Source organism: Rhizobium sp. 9140 (assembly GCF_900067135.1).
GTDB lineage: Bacteria > Pseudomonadota > Alphaproteobacteria > Rhizobiales > Rhizobiaceae > Ferranicluibacter.
In genome coordinates this window covers 2,085,777-2,100,898 of sequence record NZ_FJUR01000001.1, presented here as the reverse complement: position 1 = coordinate 2,100,898, position 15,122 = coordinate 2,085,777, and the positions used below count along the sequence as shown (strand labels likewise).

Sequence of the window (15,122 nt, the reverse complement as noted above, 5' to 3'; positions counted from 1 at the left end):
GAGGGGACATTCATGGACGTTTTCATGTGGCCGCTGCCGGCTCTGCCGACGCTCGGCTTCCTTCTTTTCGGCTATCTGCTCGGCTCGATCCCGTTCGGCCTCATTCTAACGCGGGCGGCCGGGCTCGGCGATGTGCGCAAGATCGGCTCCGGCAATATCGGCGCCACCAATGTGCTGCGCACAGGCAACAAGAAGCTCGCGGCCGCGACCCTGCTGCTGGATGCGCTGAAGGGTACGCTGGCCGCCGCTGTCGGTTATCATTTCCTCGGCCCGGAGGCCGGTATCGCCGCAGGGTTCGGGGCCTTTCTCGGGCATCTCTTTCCGGTCTGGCTCGGCTTCAAGGGCGGCAAGGGCATCGCGACCTATATCGGCGTGCTGCTCGGTCTCGCGCCTCCTGTCGTGCTCGTCTTTGCCGCCTGCTGGCTGATCGTCGCCAAAATCACGCGCTATTCCTCGCTGGCAGCGCTCGTCGCCACCGTCGTCGTCCCGGTAGTGCTCTTGGTCGCCGGCTATGGGCGCATCGGCCTTCTTTTCGTGGTCCTGAGCGTGATCACCTGGATCAAGCACCGCGCCAATATCGAGCGGCTGATTGCGGGAACGGAAAGCCGGATTGGCCAGAAGGGATAAGCTGCGATGAGCGACAGCGCGAAAGGCCAGACAAGCAAGGGCATCGCGCTGACGGATCGTCAAAGGATAGCCTGGCTGCGCCTCATCCGCTCCGACAATGTCGGCCCCGTCACCTTCCGCGACCTCATCAACCATGTCGGTTCCGCCGAAACGGCGCTGGAGATGCTGCCGGAACTCTCGCGCCGTGGCGGTTCAACGCGCGCCATCCGCATCGCCACGGTCGCGGAAGCCGAACGGGAACTGACGATCGCCGCCCGTTGCGGCGCGCGATTCGTCGGTATCGGCGAACCGGACTATCCGGCAGCCCTTCGCCAGATCGACGGCGCGCCGCCGCTTCTTGCCGTCAAGGGACGTGCGTCCACCGGCACCGCACCTGCGCTCGGCATCGTCGGCGCCCGCAACGCCTCCATCAGCGGCGCCAAGTTCGCCGCCATGATCGCCCGCGATGTCGGGCGGGCAGGCTATACGATCATCTCCGGGCTTGCCCGCGGCATCGACACGGCCGCCCATCGCGCGAGCCTCGACACCGGGACCATTGCGGTGCTCGCTGGCGGCATCGACAAGCCCTACCCGCCCGAAAACATAGCCCTGCTGGAGGAAATCACGCAAGGTGCGGGCCTTGCCATCACCGAGATGCCATTCGGATGGGAGCCGCGGGCGCGCGACTTCCCCCGCCGCAACCGGCTGATTGCCGGCGTGGCGCTCGGGCTCGCCGTCGTGGAGGCCGCAAGCCGGTCCGGATCGCTGATCACGGCACGCTACGCCGCCGATTTCGGACGTCTCGTCTTTGCCGTACCGGGGTCGCCGCTCGATCCCCGCTGCCACGGCACCAACGGTCTCCTGAAGGACGGCGCCGTGGTGACGACGGAAGCGCGCGACATTCTGGAGGCGCTTGCGCCGCTCAGCCGCATCGATCTGTTCGACCAGCCTCAGGCGCGCGAAGCGGAGAACGACATGGACATCGGCACCGAGAGGCGGCCCGTCGCTGTGCTACCCGGCGACCGGGAGCGCGAGGCGATCGTCGATGCGCTCGGGCCGACGCCGGTCGAGACCGACGACATCATCCGCCATACGGGCTTTGCCGCCTCGGCCGTCTATCTCGTCCTGCTAGAGCTTGATCTTGCCGGCCGGCTTCACCGCCACCCCGGCGGCCTCGTTTCTCTTGAGCCCCTTGGCTGACAGGGCGCGGCGGCCGGAAAGGAGGTCGCCCGCCTCGACATAGGCCATCTCCAAGAGGTAGCAGAGCATGTCAGCACCCTTTTCGTCCGCGACGCCACGCAGTTCTGCAAGCATCTGACGAATATAGGCAAGGCTCTCGTCGTCAGGTGTCGCGGGAACAGTAGCGTCTTTATGTACGGGCACCATGAATACGTCCTGTTGGGCTTGGCCTCGATCCCGAGCGGGCAACCGACAGCGTATGCGGCAACAACTTGTGCGGCCATCACCACTGCCTGTCCGTCGGTGCACTCTCTTCTCTCCCGCCGACGATAAAGCAAATATTCCTAATTGCAATAATAACATTATCCCTTAAAGGTTGTGGTGCGTTGTATTCCAGGCTGGCGAGCCTTCTGCCGCGACACCTTGTCGAAAGATCGTAAAACGCCTGCAAATGAACAGGTTGCGGGTCTATCGACCGTCCATGCAAACTGGCTAATTTCATGGTCGCCACTTGACCGCGACGAAATCCCCCTCCATGTCGGGGCTTCAAAAGTTCCCGGCGTGACGGCTGAGGGAAGTCCGTCACCCCTCTCTATGGTTGCTGAATCCTATGACCATGAATGTCGTCGTCGTTGAATCGCCGGCCAAAGCAAAGACCATCAATAAATATCTCGGCCCCGGCTACACGGTTCTGGCCTCGTTCGGTCACGTTCGCGACCTTCCGGCCAAGGACGGCTCGGTCAAGCCTGACGAAGACTTCGCCATGCTCTGGGAGGTGGACAGCGCGTCCGCCAAGCGCATGAACGATATCGGCGCTGCCCTGAAGAACGCCGACGGCCTCATTCTCGCGACCGACCCGGATCGCGAAGGCGAAGCGATCTCCTGGCATGTGCTGGATCTTTTGCGCAAGAAGAAGCTGATCGGCGACAAGCCTGTCAGCCGGGTCGTCTTCAACGCCATCACCAAGAAGGCCGTGCTCGACGCGATGGCCAATCCGCGCGACATCGACGTTCCCCTGGTGGATGCCTATCTGGCACGCCGCGCGCTCGATTATCTCGTCGGCTTCAACCTGTCGCCCGTCCTGTGGCGCAAGCTGCCTGGCGCCCGTTCGGCCGGCCGCGTCCAGTCCGTCGCGCTGCGCCTCGTCTGCGACCGCGAGTCGGAGATCGAGCGGTTCGTCTCCGAAGAATACTGGAACCTCTCCGCCATCCTGAAGACACCGCGTGGCGACGACTTCGAAGCACGCCTTGTTTCGGCCGACGGCAAGCGCCTCCAGGCGCGCTCGGTCGGCAACGGCGAACAGGCAGGCGACCTCAAGGCCCTGCTCGAAAGCGCGTCCTACGTCGTGGATACGGTTGAGGCAAAACCGGTCAAGCGGAACCCATCGCCGCCCTTCACCACCTCCACGCTGCAGCAGGCTGCATCCTCCAAGCTCGGCTTCTCCGCTTCGCGCACCATGCAGGTCGCCCAGCGGCTTTATGAAGGTCTCGACCTCGGCGGCGAGACGGTCGGTCTTATCACCTATATGCGTACCGACGGCGTGCAGATGGCCGCGGAAGCGATCGACGCCGCCCGCAGCGCCATCGGCGACCAGTTCGGCGCGCGCTACGTGCCGGAGAAGGCGCGCCTCTATTCGACCAAGGCGAAGAACGCACAGGAAGCCCACGAGGCGATCCGGCCGACGGACTTCACCCGCACGCCCGACCAGCTGCGCCGCTTCCTTGATGCCGACCAGCTGCGCCTCTACGACCTGATCTGGAAGCGCGGCATCGCCAGCCAGATGGCGTCTGCCGAGATCGAGCGGACGACGGTCGAGATTCTTGCCGAAAGCGGAGACCGCAAGGCCGGCCTGCGCGCCGTCGGCTCCGTCATCCGCTTCGACGGCTTCATCGCCGCCTATACGGACCAGAAGGAAGACGGCGAGCAGAGCGACGACGGCGAGGACGAAGGCCGCCTGCCGGAGATCAAGGCGCGGGAGACCGTCGCCAAGCAAAAGGTCAATGCGAGCCAGCATTTCACCGAGCCGCCGCCGCGCTATTCGGAAGCGAGCCTCATCAAGCGGATGGAAGAACTCGGAATCGGCCGTCCCTCGACCTATGCCTCGACGCTCGCAACCCTGCGGGACCGCGAATATGTCGTCATCGACAAGCGCAAGCTGATACCGGAAGCCAAGGGGCGTCTCGTCACGGCCTTCCTCGAAAGCTTCTTCCACCGCTATGTGGAGTATGATTTCACGGCCTCGCTCGAGGAAAAGCTCGACCGGATTTCGGCTGGCGAGCTGAACTGGAAGGACGTGCTTCGCGACTTCTGGAAGGACTTCTTCGCGCAGATCGAGGACACCAAGGAACTGCGCGTCACCAACGTGCTCGACGCCCTGAACGAGGAACTCGCACCGCTCGTCTTCCCCAAGCGCGAGGACGGCAGCGATCCCCGGATCTGTCAGGTCTGCGGCACCGGCAAGCTGTCGCTGAAACTCGGCAAGTACGGCGCGTTCGTCGGCTGCTCGAACTATCCGGAGTGCAACTTCACGCGCCAGCTGTCGTCCGATGGTGATGCAGAAGCGCAGGCATCGAACGAGCCGCAGGCGCTGGGCAAGGACCCGCATACGGACGAAGAGATCACGCTTCGCAACGGCCGTTTCGGCCCTTACGTCCAGCGGGGCGAGGGCAAGGAAGCCAAGCGCTCCAGCCTGCCGAAGGGATGGACACCGGCGAGCATAGACCATGAGAAGGCCCTCGCGCTTCTGTCGCTGCCGCGCGACATCGGCCAGCACCCGGAAACCGGCAAGATGATCTCGTCCGGCCTCGGACGCTATGGCCCGTTCATCCTGCATGACGGGAAATATGCCAATGTCGAGACCATCGAGGACGTGTTCTCGATCGGCCTCAACCGCGCCGTCTCGGTGCTGGCGGACAAGGCATCCAAGGGGCCAGCGGGTCGCGGGGCGGCTGTTGCCGCGCTGAAGGAACTCGGGGAGCATCCGGATGGTGGCGCCATTACCGTTCGCGATGGGCGCTATGGACCCTATGTCAACTGGGGCAAGGTGAACGCGACCCTGCCCAAGGGCAAGGATCCGACATCGGTGACGCTCGAAGAAGCCCTGCCGCTGCTGGCAGAACGCGCCGGTAAGGCGAAGCCCGTGAAGGCCAAGGCTGTCAAGGCGAAGGCTGCAAAGCCTGCCAAAGCCAAGGCTGCGACGGACGGCGACGGCACTGAGAAGGTTGCGAAGCCAAGAGCCGCCGCCAAGGCCAAGCTTGCGGCGAAGACGACGACAAAGACGAAGGCTGCTGCAAAACCCAAGACTGCGGCTGCCGCCAAGGCACAGAAGGGATAGACCGTGAGCAAATCGCCCCGCATCGGCATGAGACGGACCGCAAAACCTTCGGTCCGGCTGGCCCGTGCGGGCACGGCCCTGCCGCCTGCCGATGACACACCGATCATCCACGGCGCCGTGCCACCGCGTGACGTGCTCATGCGTTTCATCGCGGAAAATCCGGACAAAGCCTCCAAGCGCGAAATCTCAAGGGCGTTCGGCCTGAAGGGCGAAGCGCGCATCGAGCTCAAGGCGGCTCTGCGGGATCTCGAAGACGACGGTCTCGTGGAGAAGAAGCGCAACGCGCTCGTCCGGCCGGGCGCCCTGCCCCCTGTCACCGTTCTCGACATCACCACGCGCGACAAGGACGGCGAGCTTGTCGCCCGTCCGGCCGAGTGGCCCGACGATTCCGGTGTCGCACCGGCCGTTCTCATCCGCCAGTCGAGCGTTGCCAAAGCCAAGGGCAAGATGCCCGTCGGCGGCATCGGCGACCGCGTGCTGGCCAAGATCTTCCCCTCCAAGGAGCCGACCGGCCCCGCCTATACCGGCCGCATCGTCAAGGTGCTCGATCGCCGCCGCAGCGCCAATGCGGCACTCGGCGTCTTCCGTGAGATGCCGGCCGGCACCGGCCGCATCATGCCCATTGACAAGCGCGGCGAGGAGATGGACGTCGAAGCGAGCGGCGTCGGCGAGGCCAGGGACGGCGATCTGGTTGAGGTCGAAATCGTCCGCTCCGGCCGGTTCGGGCTTGCCAAGGCCGAAGTGAAGTCGATCATCGGTTCGGTCTCTTCGGAAAAGGCGATCTCCATGATCGCCATTCACGCACACGGCATTCCCTATATCTTCCCCGACAGTGTCATTCGCGAAGCGGAGGCCGCCGGTCCTGCGACGATGTCGCACCGTGAGGACTGGCGCTCGCTGCCGCTGATCACCATCGACCCGGCCGACGCCAAGGACCATGACGACGCCGTGCACGCGGAACCGGACACATCACCGGAGAACGCGGGCGGCGTGATCGTCACCGTCGCGATCGCCGATGTCTCCTGGTATGTGCGGCCGAAATCGGCGCTGGACAACGAGGCGCTGAAGCGCGGCAACTCCGTCTACTTCCCGGACCGTGTCGTCCCCATGCTGCCCGAGCGTATCTCGAACGAACTGTGCTCGCTGAAGGAGACAGTGGACCGGCCGGCGCTTGCGGTGCGCATGCGCTTTACAAGCGAAGGCCGGAAGATCGGACACACCTTTCATCGCATCATGATGAAGAGTGCGGCCAAGCTCTCCTACAACCAAGCCCAGGCGGCGATCGACGGCGCGCCCGATGACAAGACCGGCCCTCTGCTGGAGCCCATCCTCAAGCCGCTCTGGGACGCCTATCGCATCCTCACCATCGGGCGGAACCGACGCCAGCCGCTCGAACTCAATATGCCCGAGCGCAAGATCCTTCTCAAGCCGGATGGCACGGTCGATCGCGTCTTCGTGCCGGACAGGCTCGATGCGCACAAGCTGATCGAGGAGATGATGATCCAGGCGAACGTGGCGGCCGCCGAAACGCTGGAGATCAAACGCCAGCCGCTCGTCTATCGCGTCCACGATGCGCCGTCACTCGCCAAGCAGGAGACGCTGCGCGAATTTCTGGCGACGCTCGACCTGACGCTGGTCAAGGGCGGCAACATGCGCGCCAACCACTTCAATGGCATTCTTGCGAAGGCCGAGGACCAGCCCTACGAGACCATCGTCAACCAGATGGTGCTTCGCTCGCAGAGCCAGGCGGTCTACAGTCCCGAGAATATCGGCCATTTCGGCCTGAACCTGATGAAGTACGCTCACTTCACCTCGCCCATCCGGCGCTATGCCGACCTTATCGTGCATCGCGCGCTGGTAGGATCGCTGGGGCTCGGCGAAGGCGCCATCACACCGGCAGAAGAAGGCGCGCTAGAGGATATCGCTGCGGAGATCTCGACTTTCGAGCGGCGCGCGATGGCGGCCGAGCGTGACACGATCGACCGACTGATCGCCCATCATCTGAGCGGCCGCGTGAACGAGGAGTTCGATGGCCGCGTGTCCGGCGTCACGAAGTCAGGCCTGTTCATCTCCCTGCCGCAATATGGCGCTGACGGTTTCGTGCCGATCTCGACGCTCGGGCGTGACTATTTCATCTTCGACGAGGCGCATATGGCGCTGGTCGGCGACAAGACCGGTCTCGGCTACCGCCTCGGCGACGAGGTGCGGGTAAAGCTCGTGGATGCCGTGCCGTTGGCCGGCGCCCTGCGTTTTGAAATGCTGGACGAGGGCCGCAAGATGCCGACGGCGACGCGCTCCTTCCACAAGGCAGGACGCCGGGACAAGGCCGCTGCCCGCAAGGCGCCCGGCACCCGGCCACCGCGTGGGCGGCGCTGATTCCGATGACGAATGGTGGTGACATGAGTGAGAGTGGCGCACGACCGGGGGCAGAAACGCTACATCTCGGCGATGCCCCTATGACCGACCGTCCTGTCGGGCGCTCGATCCGGCGCGGGCTTCTCAACCGGTGTCCGAACTGCGGCCAAGGGCGCATGTTCGGTCGGTTCCTCAAGGTCAACGACACCTGTTCCGCCTGTGGAGAAGCGCTGCATCATCATCGTGCCGACGATTTTCCGCCGTATATCGTCGTCACGATCGTCGGCCACCTGGTGCTCGGAGGCTTCATGATGACGGAAATGCTGGTGACGCTGTCGAACTGGCAGCACCTCGCCATCTGGGTGCCGATCACGATTGCCGGCTCGATAGCCCTCATGCAGCCGGTCAAGGGCGGTGTCGTCGGGCTGCAATGGGCGTTGCGCATGCACGGCTTCGGCGGACACGAGGATCGGCCGGAAGACGAATTGCCGTCGCAGGACCGCACCTGATGCGCAGCGATGATGCCGCAACCGGCGGCACGTCCGAGGCGGTCATCCCGGCGACAAAAGCTCTGCGGCCGCGGCTTGCGGCCTCCCTCCTCCTTCTCGACCGGAGCGGCGATACCGTCCGCGTGCTGGTGGGCCGGCGCAACACGAAGCATGTTTTCATGCCCGACCTTCATGTCTTTCCCGGCGGGCGACGGGATCCGGGCGATCACAGGATCGCCTTTGCGAGCGACCTCCCGGCACCGCTGATCGATCGCCTTGTCGGCATCTATCGCGGACGCATGTCCGTATCCGCCGTCCGTGCGCTCGCGCTTGCCGCCATGCGGGAGTTGCACGAGGAGACGAGCCTTGCCGTGGGGCCGCCCTGTTCCGGCATCCTTCCCTTCCGCCCCGAACTCGACCGCCTGCGCTATGTCGCCCGCGCACTGACGCCGCCGGGGCATGTCAGGCGATTCGACACCCATTTCTTCGCGCTCTTCACCGACGAGGTCGAACTCGATCTCAGCGGACTGCAGGACAGCCGAGAGCTTGAGGACCTGCGCTGGGTTCCCGTCGGCGACCCCTCGGAGGTTTCCATCCCAGATATTACCGCGCGTATTCTCCAAGCCTTGCACACGAGGCTTGACGCCGACCCTCTGCTCGGCTTTGACGGCACCGTGCCGTATTTCCACGTCCGGAATGGACGACCCATCCGCGATCTTCTGTGAGGACACCGAATGTCTCAGACGACCCCTGGCTCGTCTCGGCCGGTTGAGGATATCCATTGGCTGTCGCTGATCGCGGCCCTTGCCGCCGTCACCACGGTCGGCATCGCCATCGGCCTTGGCGTGCCTCTCCTCAGCTTCATCATGGAACGGCGCGGCGTCTCCTCGACGCTGATCGGCCTGAACTCCACTGTGGCGGGCCTCGCCTCCATGGTCGCCGCCTCCTTCACGACACGGCTGGCACACCGGTTCGGCGTGGCGCAGGTCATGGTGGCTGCCGTGGTGCTGGCAGCTGCGCCCGCGCTCGGCTTCTATTTCGTCGAGAATTTCTGGCTGTGGTTCCCGCTGCGAATCGTCTTCCAGAGCGGCATTACCATTCTCTTCGTCCTCTCCGAGTTCTGGATCAACGCCACGGCCCCCTCGCACCGCCGTGGGCTGGTGTTCGGCATCTACGGCACCGTCCTGTCGCTCGGCTTCGCCGCCGGGCCTCTGCTCTTCTCCCTGCTCGGCAGCGAAGGCATCCTGCCCTTCGCCGTCGGTGCCGGCATTATCCTGCTCGGCGCGATCCCGATCATCATCGCCCGCAAGGAAAGTCCCGATATCGACGAGATGCCGGAGATGCATTTCCTTCGCTACGTTTACATGGTGCCGATGGCGACGGCTGCCGTCTTCGTGTTCGGCGCGGTGGAATATGGAGGCCTGTCGCTCTTTCCGGTCTACGGCACCCGCGTCGGCTTCTCCGAATCACAGGCGGCTCTGCTTCTCACCATCATGGGCGTGGGAAACCTCATCTTCCAGATCCCGCTTGGCCTCCTGTCGGATCGCATGAAGGACCGCCGCAAGCTTCTCGTGGCGCTCACCGTCATCGGCTTTGCCGGCGCGCTGAGCCTGCCCACCCTGTCGACCAACTGGTACGCGCTGGCGGCGATCCTGCTTCTGTGGGGCGGCATCATCTCCGGCCTCTATACGATCGGGCTCAGCCATCTCGGTTCGCGGCTGCACGGGCCGGAGCTGGCCGCCGCCAATGCCGCCTTCGTGTTCTGCTATGCGCTGGGCACCGTGGCCGGGCCGCAGGTCATCGGCGCCTCGATGGATGTCTTCGGCAATGACGGCTTTGCGTGGTCGATCGCCGGATTCTTCGGCCTTTACATCGTGCTTTCCCTGGTTCGCCTGGTTTATAAGCCGAAACAGGGTTGACTTTTCGGGCGCGATTTGTAGTTTCGCGCCAAGCTCGCCGGGACCTTTTTTGTGAAGTCCGGCTTTGTTATTTTAGAAGGCAGGACGACCATGGCGAAAGCTGCAAAAATCAAGATCAAGCTGCTGTCGACGGCCGACACGGGTTTCTTCTACGTGACCTCGAAGAACAGCCGCACCAAGACAGACAAGTTCAGCATGACGAAGTACGACCCGGTCGTACGCAAGCATGTCGAGTTCAAGGAAACCAAGATCAAGTAAGATCTTGTTTCTCTCAATTCAAAAAGGGCGCCGACGGCTTCGTCAGGCGCCTTTTTTGCGTCTGGGGACTTTGCTGAAAGCAGACGCTTCCTGTGCAGCCGCGACGGACATCGACATGCGCAAACGAAAAACGCCGCTCCTGAAAACAGAAGCGGCGTTGAACGGATGCCGGCCGGCACGCAGAGCGGCACGAGGAACCGCTGATACGTACCGGCCGACGACCCCACGACCCAGGAGATGCGGCGGACCTGACATCATGGGGTAACTGATCGGCTTGGGAGCGTAAGACCTCCCCTGAATAAGAACATCGGCGAGATGCAGAAGAAAATCAATGAAATCTTAAAGCTTGGTTCGCTTTGATACAGTCATGGTTAACAAGATCCACGACGTGAAGACCGATTCGGGAGAAATTGCGGCGCTTTTCTGCCGTAATTTGCCAGATGCCGCTGCAGGACCGCACAAGCGCGTGATGACGTGACGTAGCACTGTGCCACGCCTCGATGTCAATTCCGCGACGACCGACGTCCTCGATCTGCGATTCGCCGAAAGGCGGCCTCAGGCCGCGGCACCCACCACCTGGTTTCGCCCGTTGCGCTTGGCCTGGTAGAGCGCCGTATCCGCACGTTTGAGGAAACTATCGGCTGTTTCGCCGGCAGGGTCGAGCGTAGCAATTCCCATGGATGCCGTGATCGTCAGCTCTTTGCTGCGATCCTGCAACTGGAAGGGCGTCGTCTCGATGCTCGCGCGAAGGCGCTCGGCAATGGCGCTTGCGGTGCCCGCATCCGTGTCCGGCATGACCAGCACGAACTCCTCGCCGCCGAATCGGCAGGCGAGATCGGCGCCGCGGACGGTGCTGCGAAGGCGTCGGGCAAATTCGCGCAGCACCTCGTCTCCCGCATCATGCCCATGTGTGTCGTTGACGATCTTGAAGCGGTCGATATCCGTGACGCAGATCGACAGGCTGCGGCCACGCTTCGTGGCGCGCTCGATCAGAAGCTTGAGATGGTTATCGAGATAGCGGCGGTTGTGAAGCCCTGTCAGGCCATCGGTGATGGCCAGTTCGATGGTCTGGTGGACACTGAGGCGCAGGCGATCGTTGCATTGTTTGCGGCGGATCTGCGTGAGCGAGCGCGCGATCAGCTCGTTCGGATCGATCGGCCGCATGATGTAATCGGTTACGCCGAGATCGAGCGCGCGCACCACGAGATCCTCCGCCCCCTGCTCGGCCACCAGGAGAATGGGGATGTAGCGCGTCCGTTCCAGCGAACGCAGCTGCGAGCAGAGCCGCAACGGATCGTAGTCGTCGAAGTTCGCATTGACGATGACAAGGTCGAAGGGCTGCTCCGCCGCTTCGAACAGGGCTGCCTGCGGGTCGCTCATGATCGTCAGGCCGGCCAAGGGCTTGAGGGCGCGGGCGATGCGGTCCTGCGAGCTGGCACGGGCATCCACGAGCAGGACATTTCCCGGCTCGTCCGGACGTTCGGCGTTCGAAAGATCCTCGAAGCCGACGCTCTTTGCCGTTTCGGCGCGCAGGCGCAGCTCGTCGCTGACGTTCTTCAAGCGGACAAGACTTTTGACTCGCGACATCAGCTGGAGATCGTTGACAGGCTTGGTCAGGAAGTCGTCTGCGCCGGCCTTCAGGCCGCGCACCCGGTCGGACGGCTGGTCGAGCGCGGTGACCATGACGACCGGGATATGTGCCGTCTTCGGGTTCGCCTTCAGCCGCTCGCAGACCTCGAAGCCGTCGATGCCCGGCATCATGATATCGAGAAGGATGATATCGACCGGGCGGCTATCGCAGATGGCGAGCGCCTGATAGCCGTCGGAAGCCGTGAGGACGTCGAAATATTCCGCGACGAGCCTCGCCTCCAGCAGTTTAACGTTTGCCGGTATGTCGTCGACGACGAGAATGCGTGCGGTCATGCGGTCCGTCCTGTCCTATCGCCCTTCGTCCTGCTGGGCCAGAATCGGCCGGTGCGAGGGGTTACATGATCACTCGAGCGCACCATCATGGCGGCTGCGTCGCGGCAATCGCAAATGTCGGTCAACCATCGCCAAGGTAGGTCTTGATGGTCTCGATGAATTTCGGCACGGAAATCGGCTTGGAGACATAGGCCTCGCAGCCACCCTGCCGGATCCGCTCTTCGTCACCCTTCATGGCGAAGGCCGTGACGGCGATGACGGGGATGACGTGGAGTTCATCGTCTTCCTTCAGCCATTTGGTCACCTCAAGGCCGGACACTTCCGGCAGCTGGATGTCCATGAGGATCAGGTCGGGCCGGTGCTTGCGCGCTAGGTCCAGTGCCTCCAGTCCGTTTCGGGTCTGGATGGTCGTGTAGCCCGATGCCTCGATCAGGTCGCGGAAGAGCTTCATGTTCAGCTCGTTGTCCTCGACGATCATTACCTGTTTCGGCATATCAGAACCTTCCCGCGTGTACGGCCGTGGCCGGGGGTCATTCCGCCAGCTGCAAGACCAGCATTCGCGCATGACTGGTGAACAGTTAGGCCTATTTGGTTGAAAAAAAGGTAATCATAGGCCAGAAAAGCCGACGTGTTGCGGAATAGGGTGAAAACAGTGACGACAGCGGATGAGACCGCCATTGCCGTGCTCGGCTGGCTTGCGAGCGAACCCGAGCTTCTCGGCCGCTTTCTGGCGCTGACGGGTACCGATCCGACCGGTCTTCGCGGCGCCGTCGGCGATCCGGGCTTCATGGCCGGGCTGCTCGATTTCGTCATGGATCACGAGCCGACGCTGATGCAGTTCTGCGAAGCCACGGGAACCAAGCCGGAAACGGTGGCGCGCGCGCATGCCACCCTCTCCGGCTTTCGCGGCGATACGGGCAGCGCATGACCACTGAGACCCTTGATCCGCTGGCCCCCCTCTGCTTCGACCACATAGAGTTGACCGACCGACCGCTGATCGTCTGCGATATCGACGAGGTGGTCCTCGAATTCGTGACGCCGTTTCAGAGCTTCCTGAAATCCGGCGGACGGGAGCTTTTGCCCCGGTCGTTCCGCCTGCATGGCAACATCATACACTTGGAGACAGGCGAACCCGTGCCGGACGCGATGGTGCCGACGTTGCTGGAGGACTTCTTCCTGACGCAGGACACGTGGCAGACGCCCGCTTCGCAGGTGGCAGAGACGCTCGCCGATCTCTCGAGCGAAGCAGACATCGTCTTCCTCACAGCCATGCCGCCCCGCCACACGGAGGTGCGCCGGCGGCTGCTCGACCGGCACGGGCTGTCGGCCTATCCGCTGCTGGCGACCGAGGCGCCCAAGGGTCCCGTCGTCAAGCAGCTTCATGACGCGCGCGATGTCCCCGTGGCCTTCATCGACGACATTCTGCGCAATCTGGAATCCGTGCGCGAGCATGCCCCAGATTGCCTTTTGATCCGGCTGATGGCCAATGCGGAATTTCTGGCGATGGCCCCCGCACCCACCCAAGGAATCGAGAGTGCCGAGAACTGGGACGACGCCGCCCGGCTCATCCGGCAGCATTTCCTGCGCTGACGGATGTGCGACAAACTTCAGGCGGGATGGCCGTCCGACCGTTTTCCACAGACTTCACCTATTGGTGATTGAAATAGCACGCTTCGCGTTTCATTCCCCACCAGACGGCAAAGCTTCCTTAAATCTCTTTCCGTAGCCTTCACCCTGTTCGAATGATCCGGATGGTGTCGATGGTTTTGCGTTCTACTCTCGGACTCGGGCTTCTGTTGCTCGCTCTCGCCAGCACGACGGCGGTCGCCGCCGATGGAACCTCGCCGCTACAGATCGTGGTATCCAAGGACAAACAGTCCTTGGTCGTCTATGACGGCGACACGGTGGTCGCCACCTCGAAGGTCTCCTCCGGCAAGCGCGGCCATGAGACGCCGACGGGCATCTTCTCCATCCTCGAGAAGCGCCGCTATCATGAATCGAATATCTATTCCAACGCACCCATGCCGTTCATGCAGCGGCTGACATGGTCCGGCATCGCGCTTCATGCCTCCAACAGCGTGCCCTCCTACCCCGCGTCCCATGGCTGCGTGCGGCTGCCGAATGCCTTTGCAAAGTCGCTCTACAAGATGACGGAGCGCGGATTGCACGTCGTGATTTCCGATCGCCAGATCGCACCACAGCCGGTGTCGCACAGCTTCCTCTTCCAGCCGTCCGAGCCGGAACCACAGCTGCTCTCGGATGCTACGCTGCGTCCCGCCATGTCGCAGATCCCGAGCGGCAATGTGGAAGTGGCGATGAGCGAGCCGGCCGTCACAGCCCCAACGTCACCCGTCGCACGCGCCGATGACGATCGAGAGCCGATCCGCATCCTGATCACCCGCCGCGGTGCGCGCGAGCTCAACCTCGATGTGCAAGCGGCGCTGAACAGTCTCGGCTTTGATGCCGGTGTGCCGGATGGTGCGCTGGGTAGCCGGTCGATCGCTGCCATCCGCGCATTCGAACTGGCAGAAGGTCGCGAGCCCAAGGGTCGGGTAACGCCGGAGCTGGTGGACGCGCTCTTCAAGAAAGCCAATCTGCCGCCACCTGCCAACGGGCAACTTCTGGTTCGCCGCGATTTCACGCCGCTCTTCGAAGCGCCGGTGACGATCACGGAGCCGGAGATCGCGCTCGGTGCGCATTTCTACCAGTTCCAGGATATCGATGCGACGACGGGAAAGGGCAACTGGTTCTCGCTATCTCTCGACAACGTCGTCCCCAAGTCGATGAAGACGCGGCTCGGGATCGCCCTGGACGATGATGCGCTCGCCTATAACGCAGCGACACGCGTGCTCGATCGCATCCAGATGACGGCAGAGCTGCGCGAGCAGGTTGAGGACGTCCTTGCGCCCGGCTCGTCCCTCACCGTCTCCGACATGGGCCTCGGCCCGGAAACCGGCCGCGGCACGGACTTCGTGACAATCACACATCCCGCGAAGGGGTAAAGCGAACGTCCCCTCCCGATACCCGACACGGTGTAAAGGCAGGCCTGCTTCCCCGAGC

At 63.3% G+C, this 15,122-nt stretch carries 14 protein-coding genes; 11 read left to right on the top strand and 3 right to left on the bottom strand.

Translation table 11 applies throughout. The features are described from left to right. Positions 1 to 12: 12 nt before the first annotated feature. Together plsY and dprA are read left to right on the top strand one after the other, a co-directional pair. A complete protein-coding gene (gene plsY, locus GA0004734_RS09815) occupies positions 13 to 627 on the top strand; it encodes a glycerol-3-phosphate 1-O-acyltransferase PlsY (protein WP_092933321.1) in 615 nt (204 codons plus the stop codon). 6 nt (positions 628 to 633) lie between these two features. Then, positions 634 to 1,806: a DNA-processing protein DprA gene (gene dprA / locus GA0004734_RS09810; RefSeq protein ID WP_092933319.1), complete on the top strand. Its 1,173-nt coding sequence runs from the start codon at positions 634 to 636 to the stop codon at positions 1,804 to 1,806. On the opposite strand, the gene GA0004734_RS09805 is transcribed toward dprA, so the two are convergent. Then, positions 1,735 to 1,992 carry a hypothetical protein gene (locus GA0004734_RS09805; protein WP_092933317.1) on the bottom strand — a complete coding sequence of 86 codons (258 nt, stop codon included), beginning with the start codon at positions 1,990 to 1,992 and terminating at the stop codon, positions 1,735 to 1,737. The genes dprA and GA0004734_RS09805 overlap by 72 nt on opposite strands. A 409-nt stretch (positions 1,993 to 2,401) precedes the next feature. On the opposite strand from GA0004734_RS09805, the gene topA reads away from it, so the two are divergent. From topA to rpmG, 6 genes are all read left to right on the top strand, one after another. Further along, entirely contained in the window at positions 2,402 to 5,119 is a 2,718-nt protein-coding gene (gene topA / locus GA0004734_RS09800) for a type I DNA topoisomerase (protein ID WP_092936139.1), read from the top strand. Between the two features lie 138 nt (positions 5,120 to 5,257). Next, on the top strand, positions 5,258 to 7,495 hold the full coding sequence (gene rnr, locus GA0004734_RS09795; protein WP_245292500.1) for a ribonuclease R: 2,238 nt from the start codon (positions 5,258 to 5,260) through the stop codon (positions 7,493 to 7,495). Between the two features lie 80 nt (positions 7,496 to 7,575). Further along, complete coding sequence (locus tag GA0004734_RS09790) at positions 7,576 to 7,983, top strand: DUF983 domain-containing protein (protein ID WP_092933315.1); 408 nt, start codon at positions 7,576 to 7,578, stop codon at positions 7,981 to 7,983. Beyond that, positions 7,983 to 8,687 (top strand): NUDIX hydrolase, encoded by a 705-nt coding sequence (locus GA0004734_RS09785; protein ID WP_092933313.1) that lies wholly within the window; start codon positions 7,983 to 7,985, stop codon positions 8,685 to 8,687. Before GA0004734_RS09790 ends, GA0004734_RS09785 begins: the two co-directional genes overlap by 1 nt. Before the next feature lie 9 nt (positions 8,688 to 8,696). Beyond that, on the top strand, positions 8,697 to 9,881 hold the full coding sequence (locus GA0004734_RS09780) for an MFS transporter (RefSeq protein ID WP_092933311.1): 1,185 nt from the start codon (positions 8,697 to 8,699) through the stop codon (positions 9,879 to 9,881). A 90-nt stretch (positions 9,882 to 9,971) separates the two neighbouring features. Then, positions 9,972 to 10,139: a 50S ribosomal protein L33 gene (gene rpmG, locus GA0004734_RS09775; protein ID WP_062468365.1), complete on the top strand. Its 168-nt coding sequence runs from the start codon at positions 9,972 to 9,974 to the stop codon at positions 10,137 to 10,139. A 555-nt stretch (positions 10,140 to 10,694) separates the two neighbouring features. Here rpmG and GA0004734_RS09770 read toward each other — a convergent pair. Both GA0004734_RS09770 and GA0004734_RS09765 read right to left on the bottom strand, forming a co-directional pair. Further along, a complete protein-coding gene (locus GA0004734_RS09770) occupies positions 10,695 to 12,062 on the bottom strand; it encodes a PleD family two-component system response regulator (RefSeq protein ID WP_092933309.1) in 1,368 nt (455 codons plus the stop codon). Between the two features lie 121 nt (positions 12,063 to 12,183). Continuing rightward, entirely contained in the window at positions 12,184 to 12,555 is a 372-nt protein-coding gene (locus tag GA0004734_RS09765) for a response regulator (RefSeq protein ID WP_062468369.1), read from the bottom strand. 159 nt (positions 12,556 to 12,714) lie between these two features. Between GA0004734_RS09765 and GA0004734_RS09760 the strand changes: the two genes are divergently transcribed. The 3 genes from GA0004734_RS09760 (at position 12,715) to GA0004734_RS09750 (ending at position 15,064) form a co-directional block, all read left to right on the top strand. After that, a complete protein-coding gene (locus GA0004734_RS09760) occupies positions 12,715 to 12,990 on the top strand; it encodes a DUF3572 domain-containing protein (RefSeq protein ID WP_092933307.1) in 276 nt (91 codons plus the stop codon). Next, positions 12,987 to 13,652: a hypothetical protein gene (locus GA0004734_RS09755; RefSeq protein ID WP_175386296.1), complete on the top strand. Its 666-nt coding sequence runs from the start codon at positions 12,987 to 12,989 to the stop codon at positions 13,650 to 13,652. Before GA0004734_RS09760 ends, GA0004734_RS09755 begins: the two co-directional genes overlap by 4 nt. A 170-nt stretch (positions 13,653 to 13,822) precedes the next feature. After that, positions 13,823 to 15,064, top strand: a complete 1,242-nt coding sequence (locus tag GA0004734_RS09750) for a L,D-transpeptidase family protein (RefSeq protein WP_092933305.1) — start codon at positions 13,823 to 13,825, stop codon at positions 15,062 to 15,064. The last annotated feature ends 58 nt before the right edge of the window (positions 15,065 to 15,122 follow it).